This is a genomic window from Streptomyces sp. NPDC059009, assembly GCF_042740175.1.
Taxonomy (GTDB): Bacteria; Actinomycetota; Actinomycetes; order Streptomycetales; family Streptomycetaceae; genus Streptomyces.
The window spans coordinates 16,153-35,750 of record NZ_JBHYJB010000070.1; the positions used below are offsets into that span (position 1 = coordinate 16,153).

22 protein-coding genes are annotated in these 19,598 nt (G+C 73.4%); 7 read left to right on the top strand and 15 right to left on the bottom strand.

Features of this window, described 5'->3' with window-relative positions; translation table 11 throughout:
* Positions 1 to 90: 90 nt before the first annotated feature.
* Both ACFWYM_RS42730 and ACFWYM_RS42735 read left to right on the top strand, forming a co-directional pair.
* Positions 91 to 906, top strand: coding sequence for a class I SAM-dependent methyltransferase (locus ACFWYM_RS42730; RefSeq protein WP_384850507.1), 816 nt, complete (start codon positions 91 to 93; stop codon positions 904 to 906).
* Between the two features lie 132 nt (positions 907 to 1,038).
* Positions 1,039 to 1,923, top strand: a complete 885-nt coding sequence (locus ACFWYM_RS42735; protein WP_384850510.1) for a DUF4097 domain-containing protein — start codon at positions 1,039 to 1,041, stop codon at positions 1,921 to 1,923.
* On the opposite strand, the gene ACFWYM_RS42740 is transcribed toward ACFWYM_RS42735, so the two are convergent.
* Positions 1,913 to 5,098, bottom strand: coding sequence for a BTAD domain-containing putative transcriptional regulator (locus ACFWYM_RS42740; RefSeq protein ID WP_384850513.1), 3,186 nt, complete (start codon positions 5,096 to 5,098; stop codon positions 1,913 to 1,915). The two genes, ACFWYM_RS42735 and ACFWYM_RS42740, sit on opposite strands and share 11 nt — an antisense overlap.
* 163 nt (positions 5,099 to 5,261) lie before the next feature.
* Between ACFWYM_RS42740 and ACFWYM_RS42745 the strand changes: the two genes are divergently transcribed.
* Complete coding sequence (locus tag ACFWYM_RS42745; protein WP_384850516.1) at positions 5,262 to 5,432, top strand: hydrophobic protein; 171 nt, start codon at positions 5,262 to 5,264, stop codon at positions 5,430 to 5,432.
* Positions 5,433 to 5,500: 68 nt separating this feature from the next.
* Here ACFWYM_RS42745 and ACFWYM_RS42750 read toward each other — a convergent pair whose 3' ends face one another.
* From ACFWYM_RS42750 to ligD, 11 genes are all read right to left on the bottom strand, one after another.
* The gene (locus tag ACFWYM_RS42750) at positions 5,501 to 5,764 is read right to left on the bottom strand and encodes a gas vesicle protein K (protein WP_384850519.1); all 264 of its coding nucleotides are present in this window, start codon (positions 5,762 to 5,764) and stop codon (positions 5,501 to 5,503) included.
* 7 nt (positions 5,765 to 5,771) lie between these two features.
* Positions 5,772 to 5,984 carry a gas vesicle protein gene (locus tag ACFWYM_RS42755; RefSeq protein WP_384850522.1) on the bottom strand — a complete coding sequence of 71 codons (213 nt, stop codon included), beginning with the start codon at positions 5,982 to 5,984 and terminating at the stop codon, positions 5,772 to 5,774.
* Positions 5,981 to 6,865: a GvpL/GvpF family gas vesicle protein gene (locus ACFWYM_RS42760; RefSeq protein WP_384850525.1), complete on the bottom strand. Its 885-nt coding sequence runs from the start codon at positions 6,863 to 6,865 to the stop codon at positions 5,981 to 5,983. The genes ACFWYM_RS42755 and ACFWYM_RS42760 overlap by 4 nt, the downstream gene beginning before the upstream one ends.
* Positions 6,855 to 7,196, bottom strand: a complete 342-nt coding sequence (locus tag ACFWYM_RS42765; protein WP_384850528.1) for a gas vesicle protein — start codon at positions 7,194 to 7,196, stop codon at positions 6,855 to 6,857. The genes ACFWYM_RS42760 and ACFWYM_RS42765 overlap by 11 nt, the downstream gene beginning before the upstream one ends.
* Entirely contained in the window at positions 7,193 to 8,329 is a 1,137-nt protein-coding gene (locus ACFWYM_RS42770) for an SRPBCC family protein (RefSeq protein ID WP_384850531.1), read from the bottom strand. Before ACFWYM_RS42770 ends, ACFWYM_RS42765 begins: the two co-directional genes overlap by 4 nt.
* Positions 8,322 to 9,017 (bottom strand): DNA primase, encoded by a 696-nt coding sequence (locus ACFWYM_RS42775; protein ID WP_384850533.1) that lies wholly within the window; start codon positions 9,015 to 9,017, stop codon positions 8,322 to 8,324. Before ACFWYM_RS42775 ends, ACFWYM_RS42770 begins: the two co-directional genes overlap by 8 nt.
* 66 nt (positions 9,018 to 9,083) lie before the next feature.
* The gene (locus tag ACFWYM_RS42780) at positions 9,084 to 9,323 is read right to left on the bottom strand and encodes a gas vesicle protein GvpG (RefSeq protein WP_384850536.1); all 240 of its coding nucleotides are present in this window, start codon (positions 9,321 to 9,323) and stop codon (positions 9,084 to 9,086) included.
* A 9-nt stretch (positions 9,324 to 9,332) separates the two neighbouring features.
* Positions 9,333 to 10,112 carry a GvpL/GvpF family gas vesicle protein gene (locus ACFWYM_RS42785; RefSeq protein ID WP_384850539.1) on the bottom strand — a complete coding sequence of 260 codons (780 nt, stop codon included), beginning with the start codon at positions 10,110 to 10,112 and terminating at the stop codon, positions 9,333 to 9,335.
* Positions 10,109 to 10,537, bottom strand: coding sequence for a gas vesicle protein GvpJ (gvpJ, locus tag ACFWYM_RS42790; protein ID WP_384850542.1), 429 nt, complete (start codon positions 10,535 to 10,537; stop codon positions 10,109 to 10,111). The genes ACFWYM_RS42785 and gvpJ overlap by 4 nt, the downstream gene beginning before the upstream one ends.
* Positions 10,538 to 10,595: 58 nt before the next feature.
* Positions 10,596 to 10,898, bottom strand: a complete 303-nt coding sequence (locus ACFWYM_RS42795; protein WP_384850545.1) for a gas vesicle protein — start codon at positions 10,896 to 10,898, stop codon at positions 10,596 to 10,598.
* A 37-nt stretch (positions 10,899 to 10,935) separates the two neighbouring features.
* Positions 10,936 to 11,898, bottom strand: coding sequence for a non-homologous end-joining DNA ligase (ligD, locus tag ACFWYM_RS42800; RefSeq protein WP_384850548.1), 963 nt, complete (start codon positions 11,896 to 11,898; stop codon positions 10,936 to 10,938).
* 224 nt (positions 11,899 to 12,122) lie between these two features.
* Here ligD and ACFWYM_RS42805 point away from each other — a divergent pair, with 224 nt between their 5' ends.
* The gene (locus ACFWYM_RS42805) at positions 12,123 to 12,725 is read left to right on the top strand and encodes a hypothetical protein (RefSeq protein ID WP_384850551.1); all 603 of its coding nucleotides are present in this window, start codon (positions 12,123 to 12,125) and stop codon (positions 12,723 to 12,725) included.
* Between the two features lie 6 nt (positions 12,726 to 12,731).
* Here the strand turns inward: ACFWYM_RS42805 and ACFWYM_RS42810 are convergent, their stop codons facing one another.
* The gene (locus ACFWYM_RS42810; protein ID WP_384850554.1) at positions 12,732 to 14,591 is read right to left on the bottom strand and encodes a transketolase; all 1,860 of its coding nucleotides are present in this window, start codon (positions 14,589 to 14,591) and stop codon (positions 12,732 to 12,734) included.
* Between the two features lie 2 nt (positions 14,592 to 14,593).
* Complete coding sequence (locus ACFWYM_RS42815; protein WP_384850569.1) at positions 14,594 to 16,033, bottom strand: NAD(P)/FAD-dependent oxidoreductase; 1,440 nt, start codon at positions 16,031 to 16,033, stop codon at positions 14,594 to 14,596.
* Positions 16,034 to 16,346: 313 nt separating this feature from the next.
* Here ACFWYM_RS42815 and ACFWYM_RS42820 point away from each other — a divergent pair, with 313 nt between their 5' ends.
* Both ACFWYM_RS42820 and ACFWYM_RS42825 read left to right on the top strand, forming a co-directional pair.
* A complete protein-coding gene (locus tag ACFWYM_RS42820) occupies positions 16,347 to 17,444 on the top strand; it encodes an enolase C-terminal domain-like protein (protein ID WP_384850557.1) in 1,098 nt (365 codons plus the stop codon).
* A gap of 182 nt (positions 17,445 to 17,626) precedes the next feature.
* Entirely contained in the window at positions 17,627 to 18,190 is a 564-nt protein-coding gene (locus ACFWYM_RS42825; RefSeq protein WP_384850560.1) for a hypothetical protein, read from the top strand.
* Between the two features lie 34 nt (positions 18,191 to 18,224).
* Here ACFWYM_RS42825 and ACFWYM_RS42830 read toward each other — a convergent pair whose 3' ends face one another.
* Entirely contained in the window at positions 18,225 to 18,839 is a 615-nt protein-coding gene (locus tag ACFWYM_RS42830) for a phage holin family protein (protein ID WP_384850563.1), read from the bottom strand.
* A 95-nt stretch (positions 18,840 to 18,934) separates the two neighbouring features.
* On the opposite strand from ACFWYM_RS42830, the gene ACFWYM_RS42835 reads away from it, so the two are divergent.
* The gene (locus ACFWYM_RS42835; RefSeq protein WP_384850566.1) at positions 18,935 to 19,510 is read left to right on the top strand and encodes a hemerythrin domain-containing protein; all 576 of its coding nucleotides are present in this window, start codon (positions 18,935 to 18,937) and stop codon (positions 19,508 to 19,510) included.
* Positions 19,511 to 19,598: the final 88 nt, after the last annotated feature.

The window sequence follows — 19,598 nt, forward strand, 5'->3', positions numbered from 1 at the left end:
TATTGATACACGTATCTCATTATTCGGCATGGCGGCGTACCGTCTCTCCTGTCACCGCCTCAGCGAATGCGAACGCGAAGGAGCTCGGCCATGCCGAAGGAGACCGCCACCTACACCCACGGACACCACGAGTCCGTGCTGCGCTCCCACACCTGGCGCACCGCCGCCAACTCGGCCGCCTATCTCCTCGACTCGCTGAAGCCGCACATGAAGGTCCTGGACATCGGCTGCGGGCCCGGCACCATCACCGCCGACCTGGCCGAGCTGGTCCCGGACGGGCACGTCACCGGCGTCGACCACGCGCCGGGGATCCTGGACCAGGCCCGCGCGACGGCGGCCGAACGGGGCCTGAAGAACGTCGGGTTCGGCGTCGCGGACGTCCACGAGCTGGACTACCCGGACGACACCTTCTGCGTCGTCCACGCCCACCAGGTGCTCCAGCACGTGGGCGACCCCGTGCGCGCCCTGAGCGAGATGCGGCGGGTCTGCGCCCCCGGCGGGATCGTCGCCGTGCGCGACTCCGACTACGCGGCCATGACCTGGCACCCCGGCTCCCCCGCCATGGACGACTGGCTGGATCTGTACCGCCGCGTCGCCCGCGCCAACGGCGGCGAACCCGACGCCGGCCGTCACCTCAAGTCCTGGGCCCTGCAAGCCGGTTACGCCGAGTCCGCCATCACCTCGACCGCGAGCGCCTGGTGCTACAGCACGCCCGAGGAGCGCGACTGGTGGAGCGGCCTGTGGGCGGACCGCACGGTGGCGTCGGCCTATGCCGAACGGGCCACGGAGGGCGGCCACGCCGACGCCGGTCGGCTGGCGGCGGTCTCGGAGGCGTGGCGGGAGTGGGGACGGCAGCCCGATGGCTGGTTCGCCGTGCTGCACGGGGAGATCCTCTGCCGGAAGTAGGCGCCCCCGGGCGGTGGGCACCCCTGACAGCGCGGTGACGGTCGCGTGACAGCGCAGCGGGCGACCGTGGTGGCACCACGGCGGGAAACGCGCCGCGGGCCGCGCACCACGAGCCTTCAGGAGTTGTCCGCCATGCCCACCTTCCCCACCCCCGAGCCCCTCTCCGTGACCGTCGACATCGTCTTCGGGAACATCCGGTTCGTCGCCTCGGAGCGCGCCGACACCGTCGTCGAGGTCCGGCCGGTCGACCCGTCGCGGGAGCTGGACATCCAGGCCGCCGAGCACGTCACCTTCGAGTTCGGTGACGGCAGGCTGGTCGTCCGGCATCCGAAGCGGCGCACCGTGTTCACCACCAAGTACGGCTCCGTGGACGTGGTGGTGGAGCTGCCGAGCGGGTCCGATGTGCGGGGGGACACCGCTGAAGGGGAGTACGTCGTCAAGGGCGTCGTCGGGGGCTGCCGGCTGCAGAACGCCATCGGGGACATCCGGGTCGGGCAGGCCGACCGGGTGCGGCTGAAGACCACCGCGGGCAAGGTGACCGTCGACCAGGTGCGCGGGCAGGCCGAGGTCAGCGCGAACGGGGACGTCCGGATCCGCCGGGCCGGCGGGACCGCCGTCGTCAAGAATGCCGGTGGGCACTGCTGGATCGGTGCGGCCGACGGCGACGTGAAGGTCAGCTCGGCCATCGGGGACATCACCGTCGACGTGGCGCGTGCCGCGGTCGACGCCAGGACCACCAACGGCAACATCCGTGTGGGGCAGGTGGGTTGTGGCTCGGTCGAGCTCCACTCCGTCATCGGCACAGTGGACGTCGGTGTCCCGCACGGCACCGACGTCCGGCTCGACGCGCACACCTCCATGGGGCGCGTGCACAATCACTTGGCCGGACAGCCCGCCCCGGAGCAGGCGGAGCGGACCGTCAAGGTGCGGGCCCGCAGCAACGCCGGGGGCATCGTCGTCCGCCGGGCCGGGCACCCCACGGCCACGGGGGCCGAGCACCCGACGGTCACGCCTTGAGCGTGGCCTCCGCCAGCTCCTGCCAGTCCGCCTGTCCGCCCTCGCGCATCGCCTCGGCGAACGCCGTCTCGCCGAGGCGCCCCCGCGTCTCCTCCGCGATCCGCGCGGCATCCGGCAGCGAACGGTCCTGCGTGCCGCGCACGGCGTCGCTCGCCGCGAGCAGCTGTACGGCCTGTTCGTCCCGTCCTTGGCGGAGTGCGAGGTCCGCCAACCCGACGAGGACCTGCGCGATCATCGGCAGATGCCCCACCTGGACCACGGCGCGGAACGCCGCCGCCCGGTGCGTGCGGGCCTGGTCGAGGTCGTCCGTGAGGTAGCCGGACAGATCCTCGACCACGGCTCGAAGACCACCCCCGTCGCCCCCGTCGTTCCGCCCCCGGATCGCTGCCAGCTGCGCGCGGGCCCGGTCCGACTCGCCGCGCCACCACGCCAGTTGCGCGATCAGGACCGCCATCGCGTCCAGCGCGTCCGGCCATGTGATCCGGTCCGCGCACCGCTCCGCCTCGGCCAGGGCCGCCTCGCTGGCGCGCTCGTCGCCGAGCAGCCAGTACAGCTGGGCCTGCCGCGCCCGGTGGCCGACCACGTCCTCCGTGGTGCCGAACTCGGTCAGGGTGGCGCTCGCCTGTTCGTAGTACGCGCAGGCGCGGGCGAACTCGCCGCGCAGGGCGAGCCGTTCGGCCAGCGAGGTCAGCGCGAGGGAGGCGCCCCACCGCTCGCCGAGCGCGCGGAACTCGGTGAGGGCCGTCTCGATGTCCGCTTCCGCGTCGCGGAGGCGCGACGCACCTGATGCACCCGGCCCCTCCGGCTCCCCCGACGCGGCGTGGCTCAGCACCAGACGGAACCTGCCGCAGTTGAGCCGGGCCTGCGCCCGCACCCACGGGTCCTCGTCGTCGAGCAGCGCCTCATAGGCGGCCAGGAACTCCGACGGCCCCTTCAGCATCTTCTCCAGCGGCCCGACCAGCGCGATCACCGGGTGGCTGCGGCCGTGCCGGCTGAAGCGGTACGCCTCGTGGATCCACTTCTGCGCCTGCTCCGGACCGCCGAACCCGGACGTCACCAGCATGGCCACCAACGCGTACGCCACCGCCCGCACCTCGTCGGACACCTCACCGGGCAACGAGGCGGCCGCGACGCCCAGTTCGGTGCCCTCGGCCTTGCGCCCGCTGAGGAACCAGTACCAGCCCACCGCGGCGACCAGCCGCATCGCCTCCTGCGCCCGGCCCTCGGCGATGGCGCCCCGCAGGGCGGCCCCGATGTTGTCGTACTCGGCCTCCAGGACGGCCAGCCACTCCAGTTGCTCGGCCCGGCGCAGATGCGGCTCGGCGGTCTCGGCCAGCTCGGTGACGTAGGCGAGGTGCGCCTGGCGTGCCGACTCGGCCTCCCCCGCCTCGACGAGCCGCTGCACCGCGAACTCCCTGATGGTGTTGAGCATCCGGTAGCGCGGCGCGCCCTCCCCGTACGAGCGAAGGAGCGACTTCTCGGTCAGCGCGGTCAGCAGGTCGAGGACGAACTCCCCGTCCGGGCAGACCCGTTCGGCCGCCTCCAGGCTCACGCCGCCGGAGAACACGGACAGGCGGCGCAGCACCGCGCGCTCGTCCTCGCTCAGCAGGTCCCAGCTCCAGTCCACGACCGCGCGCAGCGTCCGGTGCCGGGCGAGCGCCGTGCGGCTGCCGCCGGTCAGCAGCCGGAACCGGTCGTCGAGCCGGTCCGCGAGCTGGTCGACGGACATGGTGCGCAGCCGGGCCGCGGCCAGTTCGATGGCCAGCGGCATGCCGTCGAGGGCACGGCAGATCCGCGCCATCGTCGCCAGGGTCTGTTCGTCGGAGCCGATGCCGCGGCGCACGGCGCCGGCCCGGTCCCGCAGCAGCCGCACCGAGGGTGCGGCGGCGATCTCCGCCGGGTCCGCGTCCTCCGCGGGCAGGGCGAGCGGCTCGACCTGCAGCAGCGCCTCGCCCGTGATGCCGAGCGGTTCCCTGCTGGTGGCCACGATGCGCAGCCGCCTGCACTCCCCCAGGAGCCGGTCCGCGAACGCCGAGACCTCGTCGAGCATGTGCTCGCAGTTGTCCAGGACCAGCAGCATCGCGCGGTCCCGGACCGCGGCGACGAGCCGGTCCACCGCGTCCCCGCCCGGGGCCCCGCCGGGCAGTGCCTGGTCGCGCAGGCCGATCGCGGTCAGCGTGGCCTGCGCCGGGTCGCCGCCCGCCTGCAGCGCGGCCAGCTCCACCAGCCAGGCGCCGTCCGGCAGACCGCCGAGCAGGGTCCGCGCGGCCTCCGTGGCGAGCCGCGTCTTGCCGGAGCCGCCCGCTCCCGTGAGCGTGACGAGGCGGTGTCCGGCGACGAGTTCGGTGACCGCGGCGACCGCGCCGTCCTCACCGCCCTCGCCGTCTCTGCCGACGAAGCTGGTCAGCTCGGCGCGCAGATTCGTCTTCGGGCTCTCCGGCCGGGCGCCCAGCTCGCCGCGCAGCACCGCGGTGTGCAGCGCGGACAGTTCGGCGGAGGGGTCCGCGCCCAGCTCGTCGGCCAGGCACTCGCGCAGCTGCTGGTACGCGGTCAGCGCCTCGGCGGTGCGGCCCGCCTCCGCGAGGCCGCGCATCAGCGCCCCGACGAAGCCCTCCCGCAGCGGATGGCGCGCCACCAGGTCGGTCAGCTCGGTGATCAGTTCCGCACCGCGGCCGAGGCGGGCCTCCGTCTCCATCCGGTCCCCGAGCACGGCGAGATGGCGCTCGGCGAGGGCCGTGACCGCGGCGTCGAACGCCTCGCTGCCCTGCAGCGCGACGCCCTCCATGGCCTCTCCGCGCCACAGGCCGAGGGCCGAGCGCAGCAGCTCCGCGCGGGCCGGGTCCTCGGCGGTACGGGCCTGCGCCACGAGGCGCTCGAAGCGGCTCACGTCCACGGCGTCGGGGTCGACGGCCAGGCGGTAGCCGCCGGACTTCGCCTCCACCGAACCGTCGGGCAGCACCCGGCGCAGCCGGGACACCAGGACCTGTAGCGCGTTCACCGCGTCCGCCGGCGACTGTTCGCCCCAGATCCAGTCGACGAGCCGCGCGCGCGGCACGATCCGGCCGGGCTCCAGCGCGAGCGCCGCGAGCAGCCCGCGCAGCCGGGCGCCGGGCACCTCCACCGCTTCCCCGTCGCCGACCTGCACTTCAAAAGGCCCGAGCATCCCTATTCGCACGCGGTCATCTTGCCGCACGGGCCGCGCCACCGCCTCATCCGTGGCGCGATCCATACGGACGGAGAGCTCCCACAACCGGGCCCGCAACCGGGCACACGGGAGGTTCCTTGCCCCGAATCCTTGTCCCGAACAGGGGCACTCGGTGGGCAGGAGGTAGACAACTATGGTTCCTGTCTTACTGGTTCTTCTTCTGGCCCTGCTGCTCTTCGGGGCGGGCTTCGCGGTGAAGCTCCTCTGGTGGATCGCGGTCGCGGTCCTCGTCGTCTGGCTGCTCGGCTTCCTGATGCGGAGCTCGACGCCGGCGGGCGGCAGGGCGCGGTGGTACCGCTGGTAGACCCGCCGCGGCCAAGGGCCCAGTCCCCGGGCTTCCCCGGGGACTGGGCCCTTGAGCAGCACGGGGACTCAGTCCCTGGGCAGCAGCGGTCCGAGCGGCCCGAGGTCCAGATTCAGGTCCTCGGGCCGCAGTCCGTACCGCTCCCGCAGCTCCGTCATCCGCTCGTCGAGCAGCATCAGGGTCAGCCCGATCCGCTCCTCCTGGTCGGGCGACAGCTCGCCGGTCTCGAAGCGGCGCAGCGCCTGCCGCTCCATGAGCTGACGCAGCAGTTCCACGACGGTGAGGACGAGGGCCACCAAGTCCCGTTCCACGGTCTCCGGTTCGAGGTCCATGGGTCAGTCAGTCCTCCCACGTCCTCGTGGAGCCCCACGGGGACGGGACGCGTTCGCTCACCGAGCTGATGAGGGCCTTCAGATCGATCCGTACGAGATCCACGTCCGCGATCCGCAGGGTCAGGTCGCCGGTGATGACGACGCCGCCCGCGAGCAGCCGGTCGAGGAGGTCGACGAGGGCGACCTCCCGGCGTTCGACGACGGGCTCGGTGACGGTCACGGCGCCACCTCGCCGTCCAGCCCCTCGCCGCCGCTGAAGGAGTACGCGGCCCAGGGGCCCGTCAGCTCCAGGCGCAGGCCCGGCTCGCCGTACTTGCTCCGCTCCACCACCTCGATGAAGGGACCGATGCGCGAACGCTCCACCAGATACGCGGCGTTGAGCACGTTGCGGCCCGGCGCGCGGGAGAGCGTGGCGCTCTGCGGCGGGTGCAGCCGGGCGGCGTCCGCGTGCCGGACGAGCTCGGCGTGCACTCGGCGCGCGAACTCCTCGGCCCGCTCGTCCGCCTGCTCGCGTGCCGTTTGTTGGGTGCGCCGGTGGCGGAGGTAGTCGCGGCCGGTGGTGGGGCGGGAGGTGGTGGGGCGGGAGGTGGTGTTCGGGGACGCGTTCGGGGCCGGGGCTTGGGCCGGGGCCCTGCTCGGGGCCCGGGCCCGGGCCGGGGCCGCTTGGTCGCCGTCGCTCGGCGCGGCGTCGGTGCGGTCCTCCGTCTCGTACACCTTCACGCCCCACTCCACCCGTCCGTCGATCCGCGCCAGCACGGCGGCGAACCGGTCGGCCTCCGCCGTGAGCAGCGCACGTACGCCCTTCTCGTCCCGGAAGACGGTCGCGAGCCGCAGCGGCAGCGGGGCGGTGACGGCGGTGAGCGCGGCGACCACCTTCTCGTGGGCGCGCGCCGTCTCCGTCAGCCAGTCCAGCTCCTCCAGGTGCGCGCGGAGCTGCTGCTCCGCGAAGTCCCGCGCGGGCACGGGCCCGACGACGGCGGTCAGGCCGCCCTCGGTGAGGCAGCGGGGCGCCGCCCCGCCGACTCCGGTGAGCCCCTCGGGGAGCAACCGCTCCCCGAGGGGCCAGCACACCGCGTATACGTACAGCAGGTCATCGCTCATCTCTGCCTCGCTCTTCCAGCTCCTCGAGCTCCGCCAGGCGGTGGCGCAACTCCGCGTTCTCCCGCTTGAGTTCGCCACGGCGCGCCCGCGACGAGAGCGCCGGGTCGGACTCCCACCAGTCGATGCCCATCTCCTTGGCCCGGTCGACGGAGGCGACGACCAGGCGGAGCTTGATGGTCAGGAGCTCGATGTCGAGGAGGTTGACCCGGATGTCCCCGGCGATGACGACGCCCTTGTCCAGGACGCGTTCGAGGATGTCGGCGAGGTTGGCGCTCTCGCCGCGGCCGTAGGGGTCGGGCAGCCGTCCGCCGGGGCGCTGGGGCGTCGTCATCGGCGGCTCCGGCCGCCGCCGGCCGCGACGGGTTCGCGCTCTTCCTCTTCCTCTTCCTCGTTTTCCTCGTTCCGGCCCTCTTCGTCGTACTCGTCCTCGGCGCGGCCCTCGTCGTCCTCGTATGTGGGCTCGTCCTCGTCCTCGAAGTCCTCGGCATCTTCGGCGTCTTCGGGCTCGTCGGACTCTTCGTCCTCGTACGCGGCCTCGTCTTCGCCTTCGTCTTCGTCTTCGTCTTCGTACCGAGGCTCCTCGGAGCGTTCCTCCTCGTCGGGCTCCTCCCCGGTGTCGGATGCCTGTTCTTCCTCTTCCTCCGCCACCGCGTCCTCATGGCTCCGCACGACCTCGCCGTCGCGGATCTCGCCGCGCCAGCCGTCGCTCGCCTCGCCGCGCAGCGAGATGTGCCGGGCGAAGTGCTTCAGGTCGAGGCGGGCCCTGCGGCCCTGGGCACGCCAGATGTTGCCCGTCCGCTCGAACAGGCCCTTGGGGTAGTACTCGATGAGCAGCAGCACCCGGGTCAGGTTGTCGCCGAGCGGGTGGAAGGTGACGACGCCCTTCGTCGTGCCCTTCGCGCCCTCGGACGTCCAGGAGATCCGCTGGTCGGGGACCTGCTCGGTGGTGTGGGCGCGCCAACTGCGCTGGGACCAGAAGACCTTGAGCTTCCAGTCGGAGTCGGTGTCCTGCGCGACCGTGGCGCCCTTGACGCCCTTCGCGAAGGTCGAGAACTCCTGGTACTGGGTCCACTGGTCGTACGCCTCGCGGACGGGGACGCCCACGTCGACGTACTCCATGATGACCGTCGGCTTCTGTCCCGCCCCGCCCTTCTTCTTGCTCTTGCCGCCGAGCCCCTTGAAGGCGCCGACGACCTTGTCCTTGAGGCGGCCGCCGCCGATCTCCACGGCGCTGCGCACCGGGCCCTTGCCCTCGGCGAGCTTCCGGCCGCCCTGGAGCGCCAGGTCGGCGAAGCCGGGGCTGCGGCCCTCGGCGATGTCGTTGAGCCGGTTCGTGGCCGAGCCCAGCTTGTGGCCCACGCCGACCAGCACGCGCTGGGCCTGCGCCATGAGGAACGCCTGAGCCTCTTCCTTGAGGCGGTCGGCGGCAGGGCTGTCCTTGAGGGTCTTCGTGAGGTCAGTCATCGCTGCGGGCCCCCTTCGAGCGGGCGGCCGGCCGTTCGGAGGCGCGCCCCGACGTGGGCTTCCGGCGCGCGGGAGCGCTTCTCGCCGTGGTCTTCTTGGCCGGGGCCCGCTGGGCGGACCTGGGCGCGGACTTGACGGCGGACTTGGCGGGCTTCGCGGCCTTCGCGGTCTTCGCGGACGTGGACTTCGCGGGCTTGGCGGACGTCGCGGCCTTGGGGGCGCGCCGCCTGGAACGGTCGGCCTCGCCGGAGTCACCGGAGTCACCGGACTCGCCGGAGTCCCTCGACGCGTCCTCCGGCCCCTCCGCCTTGCCGGACTTCCCCTCTTCCTCGTCCTCCTCCTCGTCCTCGGACGCCTCCCCGCCCGGCACCACTCCGGCGAGCCGGTCCTGGACGCCGAGCGTGCGGTCGTGCAGACGGTCCGCGAGGCTGTCCATCTGGCGGGTGACGAGGGAGCCCGTCGCGGCCTTGCCCACGCCGCGCACGTCCTCCCTCAACTGGTCACCTATCTCCTTGAACTGCGGGTTCTCGGCCAGTTGCCTGCTCACAAAGGTGCCGATCGCCTTCGGGTCCAGGCTCAGCTTGCGGCCTGCCACCAGCGTCCCCACGGCGAAGGCCAGCTTGGCCTTCTTCGTGCGTCCGAGGACGTACCCCGCGCCTACGGCGAGGCCCAATCCCAGTCGGTTCATGGTCAGATGTCTCGATTCAGAGTCAGAGTTCAGAGTTCAGAGTTCAGAATTCAGAGTCAGATCCGGTCAGAATTCGCGTGCCGGCTCGTGTCGCAGCCGCTCGAGAAGCTCGTCCTCAAGGCGGTCGAAGGTGTCTTCGTCGATCTCACCCGCCGTCAACCGCTCCTCCAGGCGGCCGAGTTCGGCGCGCACGGCGGCCGGGTCGTAGTACTGGCGCTCCGCCTCCGCGACCACCTGCCGCAGCACCCACAAGGTGCCGCGGGCGGGGGCCAGGGGCAGGAGCAGGAGTTCACCGACGAGACCCATGGCGGGCCGTCACTCCGAGGTCCGCCGACCGCTGGCCGCGGGCGTCGCGGGCGTCGCGGGCTCGGACGGCGCGGGGTCGACGAAGCTGTACGGCGGCAGCGGGCCGTGCACCCGCAGGTCCAAGTGCGGCTGGTCGGCGCGCAGTTCCTCGACGGCGGCCAGGAAGCCCTCGGCCGTGTCGCGGTGCACCAGGAAGGAGAGGTTGGCGAGCCAGCCGGTGCTCTCGGGGCCCGCGCTGACCGCGTCCGCCGCCCGTTCGAGGGCCCGGCGCACCTCGACGCCGTCGCTCTCCTCACGCGCCCGTACGGCATGGGTGACCTGCTCGCCGAGCTCCACCTTCTCCTGGTAACTCCCGCCGCCCGCACGCTGGTTGGCGGCGACCATGTCGCGCAGCTCGGGGTTCTCGGCGAGCACCTGGTGCAGCACCGCCTGCTCGTCGTGGCTGGCCTTGACGTTGTACTCGACCCGGCCCGCCAGGGCGTGCAGCCGCTCCTCGTAGTGGTCGGCGCGGTCGGCGAGGACCGTCACGACGGACTCGTCGTCGGGGGCGAGGCTGCCGAAGCGCAGCGGCAGGACGGAGCCCGCGGCGCCCGCCTCGCTCAGGACGCTCTGGTGGGCGAGCAGGTCGCGCCGCTTGGGCCGCAGGTCCTCGGGGGCGTCGCTGACGATCGCCGCGAGCTCGCCGTGTTCCAGGACGCGCACCGGGCGCGGTGGGTCGCCGATGCCTCCCATGCCCTTGGGCAGCGCGGGGTGGGAGCTCGCCGCGATGCCGTAGATGTACGTGCTCACTCCTTCTCCTCCTTACGGCGTGCGGACGACGAGGAGCGCCGCGGGCGCGGCCGCTCCTCCGCCTCGCTCTCCTCGCGGGCCTGCTTGAACGCGTCGGAGATGGTCTCGGCCGCTCCGGAGAGCGCGCCCTTCGACTTGCCGCGGGCGCCGGACTCGGTGAGCTGTCCCATCAGGTCGGGGACGCCGGGGCTCTTGCGCGGTCCCGCTTCCAGGTCGAGGCGGTTGCACGCCTCGGCGAAGCGGAGATAGGTGTCGACGCTGGCGACGACCACGCGCACGTCGACCTTGAGGATCTCGATGCCGACGAGCGAGACGCGCACGAAGGCGTCGATCACCAGACCTCGGTCCAGGATGAGTTCGACGACGTCATACAGGCCGCTGGTGCCGCCTGATCCGCCGCTCTGCTGTGCCGGGACGACGGTCATACCGACCGTTCCTCCTTGCCTTGGGGCATACGGGTGTGGGGAGCGCGCGGTCGGCGGCCTACTGGCCGCCACGACGATGTGGGTCGGCCCGCCCGCGCTCGTAGCGGCCGATCCTGCGGTAGCCGGTGAGCTCTCCTCGCTGGTCGAGGTCCACCTCGTAGCTCGCGAGCAGGCTCATCGTGTCGGGGACCCGGGCCAGTTCGAGCACTTCGACGACCAGGCGCCAGCCGTCCTCGGTGCGTTCGAAGGACGTCACCGCCTCGGCCTCCAGTCCGGTGAGCTCCACCAGCTGGTCGCGCGCCTGGCGCAGCACGGTCCCCGTGTCACGGGGTGCTTTGGGCGTTCGGGATGCTTCAGCCATGGCCACCTCCGGGTCCGGGTCACCAGGAAGGGCCGGGTCAAACACCGAGGGCACGCAGCCTGCGGCGGGCCGGGCCGAGGGCGCGGCCCCGGCTCAGGAGCCCTTCCCAGGGGTTGGTGCGGGCCTGTTCGACGGCGTCGGCGACGCTCCAGCGGCGGGCGCCCATGCCCGGTTCGTCGAGCTGGGCCCAGGCGAGGGGGGTGGCGACGGGCGCGCCCGGCCTGGCCCGCACCGCGTACGGGGCGACGGCGGTCTGCGCGTAGCCGTTGCGCTGCACGTCCAGGTAGAGGCGCTCGCCGCGGTCCTTCTTGCGGGCCGCGGTGGTGAGCTCATCGGGGTGGGCGGCGACGAGGCCGTCGGCGAGGTCCTTGGCGAAGGCCCGGACGTCGTCGACGTCGTGCCGGCCGTCGAGGGGCACCACGATGTGCAGTCCGCGCGAGCCCGTCGTCATGGGCGCGGAGGGCAGGCCCACCTGGTCGAGGCGTTCGCCGAGCAGGTGGGCGGCGGCGCGCACGGCGTCGAAGTCGTCCCCGGACCCGGATCCGGACCCCGCCCCGGACGCGGCCTCGGGCGGGTCGAGGTCGAAGACCAGCCGGTCGGGGAAGTCGAGGTGTCCGGCGCGGGACAGGAAGCGGTGCAGGGTGAGGCATGCCTGGTCGGCGAGGTGGAGGAGGGTGGCGGTGTTGTCGCACACGGTGTGGCGCAGGCTCCCGCCCTCCTTCTTGGGGACCTCGGCCCGGGTGACCCACTCCGGGTAGTGGTCGGGGGTGTCCTTCTGCACGAAGCGGGGCCCGCCCACGCCGTCGGGCAGCCGCTCCAGCATCAGCGGGCGCCCGCGCAGGTGCGGCAGCATGAAGGGCGCGACGGCCCGGTAGTAGGCGACGAGGTCCGCCTTGGTCACCTCGTCGCCGCCCTCCCCCTTGGGGAAGAGGACCTTGTCCGGCCGGTGCAGGTGCACGGTGTGGCGACCCGCCCGTACCGACTGGGTGCCGTTGTCCATGGTGGCTGACTCGCCTCCTCGGTCTGCGGAGTGCTTCTTTCCCGTACGGGTCCGTGGGGCGCTCGTCCCGTTCCCGTACGGGTCCGTGGGCGCCCGTCCCGTCCCCGTACGGGTCCGCGGGGCGCTCTTCTCGTTGAACCCACCTGGTCAGGGGGGTTATCTCCACCCCGTGCCTGGTGGCCCGCCGGAGTGTTCCGGGAGGCTCGCGGCGGGAGCATCGAGCCATGACGAAAACCTCCGGGACCACCCGGATTTCGCGGGCTTCCCGGCCTTCCCGGGTCTCCCGGGTCTCCCGCCGCCCGCCTCCGTACGATCCACTGGGTGCCGACGCGCCTCCGGCGCCCGCTCCCGTCCACGCCGCCTTCGTGCTCTGGCTGGTCGCCGTCGCGGCCGGCGCCTTCGAGACCGTCGTCGCCGTGGTGGACCGGGCCACCGGCGCGGACGGCTCCCTGGGCTCCCTCGGGTCGCTCGCCGGGGGCGTCGCGCTGCGGATGGCGGTGTTCTCGGCGGCCGTGCTGCTCGCCGTGCAGCTGCGGCGCGGCCGGAACTGGGCGCGGTGCGCGCTCACCGTGGGCCTCGGGGTGTTCGGGGCCCTCTCGCTGGTGATCGGGCCCGTCCAGTGGCTGGCCGACGGGCACGGGGTCGGGGACGCGGTCACGGATCTCTCCGTCGCGGACGTGCTGTTCGGGGCGAGCCGGGTGCTGCACCTGGCGGCCGTGCTCACCGCCGTGGTGCTGATGTTCCGGCCCGCCGCGAACGCCTACTTCAAGCGGGCCACGACCGGACGCCGCCCCGGCTCGCTCACCGCACCACCGCCCGCCCGGTGAGCCCCGTCACCGCACCACCGCCTGCTCGGTGAGCAGCCGCGCCGCCGCCGCGATCGACTCGGCGTCGATGCCCGCCGCATGCAGCTGCTCGGCCGGGGAGGCCGAGCCCGGCATGGTGCGCACGGCGAGCCGCACCAGGCGCGGCACGGGGGTGCCGTCGGTGAAGACGTCCAGGACGGCGTCGCCCAGGCCGCCCTCGGGCCGGTGGTCCTCGACGGTGAGCAGACAGCCGGTGCGGGCGGCCGCCTCGCGCAGGGTGCGCTTGTCGACGGGCTTGACGGAGTACAGGTCGACGACGCGTACCTGGATGCCCTCGCGATCGAGCAACTCGGCGGCGGCCAGGGCCTCGTGGACCGTCACGCCCGCCGCGACGACGGTCAGCCGGTCCGCGTCGGACGAGCGCAGCACCTTCGCGCCTCCGACGGGGAACTCCTCGTCGGGCCCGTACAGGACCGGCATGTCCCCGCGGGACGTGCGCAGGTACCGCACCCCCTCGAGGTCCGCCATCGCCGCGACGAGCCGCCCCGTCTGGTGGGCGTCGCACGGGTAGAGGACCGTCGAGCCGTGCACCGCGCGGAACATCGCGAGGTCCTCCAGGCCCATCTGCGAAGGACCGTCCTGTCCGATGGCGCAACCGGCGTGCGAGCCCACCAGGTTGATGCCCGCGCCGCCGACCGCCGCCATCCGTACGAAGTCATGGGCCCGGGAGAGGAAGGCCGCGAACGTCGAGGCGTACGGCACCCAGCCGCGCGCCGCCAACCCCACTGCGGCGGCGACGAGTTGCTGCTCGGCGATGTAGCACTCGAAGAACCGGTCGGGGTGCTCCTTCGCGAAGTACTCGGCGCGCGTCGAGTCGCCGACCTCGCCGTCGAGGGCGACCACGTCGCCGCGCGCGGTGCCGAGGGCGGTGAGGGCCTGCCCGTAGGCGGTGCGGGTGGCGACGGACCCGCCCACCTCGTGGCGGGGCAGCTCCAGGTGACCGGAGCGCACCGCGTGCAACACCCGGGCGGCGGGCGGCCCTTGGACATGGACGTGCACGTCCCGCGCCCCGCCCAGCTCGGCGACGGCCTCCTCCGCGTCGGGCAACGGCTTGCCGTGCATGCCTTCGCGGTCCTCGACGGCGGCGACGCCCCTGCCCTTCAGGGTGCGGGCGAGGATGGCGGTGGGCTGGCCGACGGTGGACTCGGCCTCCTGGAAGGCCCGGTCGATCGCGTCGGGGTCGTGCCCGTCGACGGCGACGACGTGCCAGCCGAAGGCGATCAGACGGCGCGCGTACTCATCGAGGTGCCACTGGTGGCGGGTGGGCCCGCGCTGGCCGAGCCGGTTGACGTCGACGACCGCGGTGAGGTTGTCCAGGTGCTCGTACCCGGCGTGCTCGGCGGCCTCCCACACCGAGCCCTCCGCCAGCTCGCTGTCCCCGCACAACACCCAGACCCGGTACGGGATCCGGTCGAGCCGCTGCCCGGACAGGGCCATCCCGACGCCGACGGGCAGCCCCTGTCCGAGCGAGCCGGTGGCGACCTCGACCCAGGGCAGGCGGCGCGGGGTGGGGTGTCCTTCGAGGCGGCCGCCGAGGGTGCGGAAGGAGAGGAGTTCGTCGTCGTCGATGGCTCCGGCGGCCTTGTAGGCGGCGTAGAGGAGGGGTGAGGCGTGCCCCTTGGAGAGGATGAAGCGGTCGTTGCCGGGGTGTTCGGGCCGGTCGAAGTCGTAGCGGAGGTGCCGGGTGAGCAGCACCGCCATGAGGTCGGCGGCGGACATCGACGAGGTGGGGTGCCCGGATCCGGCGGCGGCCGCGGCTCGGATCGAGTCGACCCGCAACTGCCGGGCGACCTCGGTCACTTCGAGGTTGGCGTGGTTCAGGGGCATGGTCAGCGGTCCTCTCCTTCGGGTCGTTCGTTGCGCTCTTCCTCGGGACGCTCTTCCTCGGGGCGCTCCTCCTCGGGCCGCGGCGGCCCGCCGGGCAGCCGGGCCAATTCCGGCGAGGCCGTGTCCAGGGGCACCGACCACGACCGGACCAGGCCCAACTGGACGTCCTGGCGCGGCAGTACGGCGTCCAAGAGCCAGTCGGCGGCGACCCGCACCCGGTTGCCGGGCATGGCCGCGAGGTGGTAGCCGCGGGTGACGGCCCCGGCGAGCGGCCCGGACAGCGGGATGCCGAGGGGGTTGGCGGCCGCGCGGGCGCCACCGAGGTCGACGGTGAAGCCGAGGTCGTGGTGGCGGTAGGAGCGCCGGTTGCCGAAGCCGAGGGACGCGGCGACGTTGGCGCCGGCGACCTTGCCCTGGCGCCAGGCGTGCTGGGCCGTCATCGGCGTGTACTCCCCCGGCCTGGTCAGATCGGGCACGGCGGCGGCGTCCCCGCACGCGAACACCTCGGGATGCCCCGGCACGTTGAGGTACGGGTCGACGAGCAGCCGCCCGCGCTCGAGCGGCCTGCCGACGCTCGCCATCAGCGGATCGGGCCGCACACCGACGCACCAGATCAGGGTCCGCGCGTCGATGAACTCCCCGTCGTCGAGGAGCACTCCCTCGGGCGTCGCCTCCTTCACGGAGGTGCCGGTGCGCACGTCGACGCCGCGCAGCCGCAGCACGCGGTCGGCGGTTGCGGACAGTCGGCGGTCGAGCTCGGGCAGCACCCGGTCGGCGAGGTCGAGGAGCAGCCAGCGCGGCCGCATCCCGCCGCGCAGCGGATGCCTGCGCACGAGCGCGTCGGTCAACATGGCGCCCTGGGCGGCGAGTTCGACACCGGTGTACCCTCCGCCGACCACGACGAAGGTGCACCTGGACCGGCACTCCGCCGGATCGTCCGCGCCCGCCGCCAGCTCGATCTGCCGGATCACGTGATCGCGCGTGTACAGGGCCTCGGGGATCCCCCGGAACCCGTGCGCGTGCTCGGCGACGCCCGGCACGGGCAGCAGCTTGTGCACGCTCCCGACGGCGAGCACGAGCCGGTCGTACGCCAACTCCCCGCGCCGGCCCTCGGGATCGGTGTACCGCACGGCGTTCCGGTCCAGGTCGACGCCGTCGGCCTCGCCGAGGACGAGGCGTACGCGGGGCAGGGTGCGGCTCAGCGAGACGGTGACCCGGCGGGCTTCCAGGAGGCCCGCGGCGACCTGGGGCAGCAGGGGCAGATAGAGGAAGTAGTCGGTGGGGTTGAGCAGGGTGACGTCGGTGTTGCCGCCCCGGTACCGGCTGAGCCGGGAGAGGGTGCGGGCGGTCTGGTAGCCGGCGAACCCGGCCCCGACGACGACGGTGTGGGACCGGCCTGTGCCACCGCTGCTGCGGTCGGCGCTGCGGCCAGTGGATCGGATCGGGACACGGCTCACGCGATCGCCTCCGGCGCGGTCGGACGGACCTCCCGCGTGCCCTGACCCCGACCTCCCAAACGCGCTGCCGCGACGCGGCAGCGGGCGCAACACGGCGAAGCGCAGCACAACACGGCAGAACACGGCGGAACGCGACGGAGCTGGACGTAGCCCGACGGAACAAGAGGCGGCACAGAGACGGGTTTGAGCCACGCGAGCCCGGATACCCGCACCGAGCTCACCCCGCCCGACCGGTCTCCGGCTCTTCCTCTCCCGCGAGCCGGAGACCGGCCCCATCACGCACGAGGCCGAGGCCCCCTTGAAAGACACCGTCAGCATCGAACCACCCGCCGTCTCCGCCTACACCGTCCCCACGGACGCCCCGGAGGCCGACGGCACCAGCGCCTGGGACACCACCACCATCGTGATCGCGGAGGTCACGGCGGGCGACGCGACCGGCACCGGCTGGACGTACGCGCCCGCGGCCGCCGCCGACGTGGTGCACGAGTGGCTCACACCCGTCCTCACCGGCCGCGACGCCCTCGACATCCCCGCCGCCCACGACGCGATGACGCAGTCCGTGCGCAACACGGGCCGCCAGGGCCTCGCGGGCTGCGCCCTCTCGGCGGTCGACATCGCCCTGTGGGACCTGAAGGCGCGCCTCCTGGAACTCCCTCTCGTACGGCTCCTCGGCGCCGCCCGCGACGACGTCCCCGTGTACGGCAGCGGCGGCTTCACCACGTACCACGACACGCATCTGGCGGCCCAGCTCAACGGCTGGGTGCACGGCCAGCAGATCCCCCGCGTCAAGATCAAGATCGGCGAGAGCTGGGGCCGCGCGGCCGCCCGCGATGTGCACCGGGTGGCCACCGCCCGCGAAGTCATCGGCGACCAGGCCGAGTTGTACGTCGACGCGAACGGCGGTTACACCCGCAAGCAGGCCGTTCGGGTCGGCAAGGCGCTCACCGAGCACGGCGTCGGCTGGTTCGAGGAGCCCGTCTCCTCCGATGACCTGCGTGGACTCGCCCTGGTCCGGGACCACCTGATGTGCGATGTGACGGCGGGCGAGTACGGCTACGACCTGGCGTACTTCGCGCGCATGATCCCCGCGGTGGACTGCCTCCAGGCGGACGCCACCCGCTGCGGCGGCCTCACGGAGTGGCTCCGCGCGGCGGCCCTCGCCCAGGCCCACGGCCTGGAGGTCTCGGCCCACTGCGCCCCGCACATCCACGCCTCGGCGGCGGCCTGCGTCCCGAACCTGCGCCACATCGAGTGGTTCCACGACCACGTGCGCGTCGAGTCCCTCTTCTTCGACGGCGCCCTCGACCCGACGGGCGGCGTGGTCCGCCCCGGCTCCGGCATCGGCCACGGGCTCACGCTGCGCTCGGACGACGTGGAGACGTTCAGGGTGGCGTGAGGACCTTCCGGGTGGCGTGAGGCCACGGCCCGCAGGACCAGGTCCTGTTGGGCCTCTTCCGCCGAGCCCTTTCCGTCGAGCCTTTTCCGTCGAGCCTTTTCCGTCGAGCCCCTCCCCTTGAGCCCCTCCCGTTGAGCCATTTCCGTTGGCGCGGACCGCCCCCGAGCTGCGAGTCTCGGCCCATGGATCCGGCTCTGGAAATCGTTGACGTCCTGCTCATCGGCGGCCGCTCGGGCGCGGGCAAGTCCTCCGGGGGATGGGAGGTCGCGGCGCGGCTGCGGGCCGCGGACGTGGCGCACGCGTTCATCGAGGGCGACGTCCTGGACGCGGTGCACCCGGCGCCCGAAGGCGACCCGGACCGGTCGCTCATCACCGAGCGGAACCTGGCCGCGCTGTGGGCCAACTACGCGGACCTCGGCTGCCGTCGCCTCGTCTACACGAACACGGCGAGTGTGATGGAGAGCGAGGAGTGGATGTTCCTGAAGGCGTTGAGCGGGCCCGGTGGCCGGTATCAGGTACGGGTCACGCGGGCGCTGCTCACGGCGACGGACGCCACCGTCCGGGCGCGGCTGACCGCGCGCGAGCAGGGCTCGGAGCGTGAACAGCAGCTGCGCCGCTCGGCGTTCATGGCGGGCCTGCTGGAGAGGCGGGTACCGGAGGGCACGCCGCGCCATGCCACGGACGGCCGGACCGTCGTGGAGGTGGCCTCCGAAGTGGCCACCTCCTGGCTGGCCCGCACCGGGTGAGCACCCGGTGCGGGCCGGTTGAGCACCGATGACGTCAGCCCCGGTGGTGCGGGGCCTCCGGTCCCGGCGCTCCGGTGCCGGGGGCGGGGGTGGGGGCGGGGCCGGCCGGCGGGGCAGGAGGCGGGGCGGGGACGCCCTGCGCGCCGTCCGGCGGGGTGACCGGAGGGACGACCGGCATGCCGGCCCCTGTCTCCCCGGCCCTCGTCTGCCCGCCGCCCGTCATCGGCGGCACCGTCGTGGGCGGGGCCGTCCTCGTCTCGGTCCGCGGCGGACGCGGCCGTGCCGCCTGGCGCAGCATCATCGCGAAGCCGCCGAGCGCCACGCCCACGATCAGGGCGGCCGCCCAGCCGGGCAGGCCGAGCGCGATCGCGAGGCCCGCCGCGACGACCAGGGCGCCGCCCGCGTACAGGGCGAGGGTGCCGGAGGCCGCGTACAGCTTGGCGGTGCGGCGCTGCTTCTCGGTGTGGGCGCGCACCTCCTCGCGGAGGCAGGCGCTCAGCTCCTCGTGGAGCGAGTCGTGGAGCGACTCCCGGAGCCCGTCCCGTACGGCCTGCTCCAGGGCGCCGTCGACGGTCCCCGCACGCGTGGGGCGCATGCCGGGACCGTCGGTCCCTTCCTTCATGGTGTGCAGCCTGTCGCGTTCAGTCATGGCCGCCGGGTACCCCCGCACCACGGCGCGTAACGAAACGTCGGCCGGGTACCCGCCGGGGCCGCACCCCGATACGGAGGAAGAGGAGCCCGAGGATGACCGAGCGCGAGAACCCCGACCGTCCCGACGACGTCGTGGAGCTCCTCCAGGCCCAACACGCCCGCATCCGCGTCCTGTTCGACGAGGTCGTGGCCGCCGAGGGCAGCGAGCGCGAGCTGTGCGTCAACGAACTCGTCCGGCTCCTCGCGGTGCACGAGACGACGGAGGAGGAGGTCGTCCACCCGTACGCCCGCCGCACCATCGACGGCGGCGACCAGGTGGTCGGCGACCGGCTGCAGGAGGAGCAGCGGGCGAAGCACGCCCTGTCCCGCCTGGACGGCATGGACGTGGACTCCCCTGACTTTCTCGCCCGGTTCGCCGCGCTGCGGCAGGACGTGCTGGCCCACGCGGACTCCGAGGAGCGCCATGAGTTCGCCCATCTGCGGCTGGCCGCGGACCGCTCCCGGCTCGACGTCCTCGCGCGGGCGGTGAAGGCGGCGGAGGCCCTGGCTCCGGCCCGGCCGCACCCCGGCGCGGACACGGCCCTCAAGAACGTGGCGCTCGGCCCGATCGCCGCGGTCGTCGACCGCACCCGCGACACGGTGCGCAGGGTCGCCGACGGGCCCGCCTAGGGCCTGTCCGGCGGATCAGGCCGCATGATTCCGAGCTGTGCCGTCCGTCGCTGGTGAGCGGGCTGTGGTGCGTCGAGATGCAAGGCGG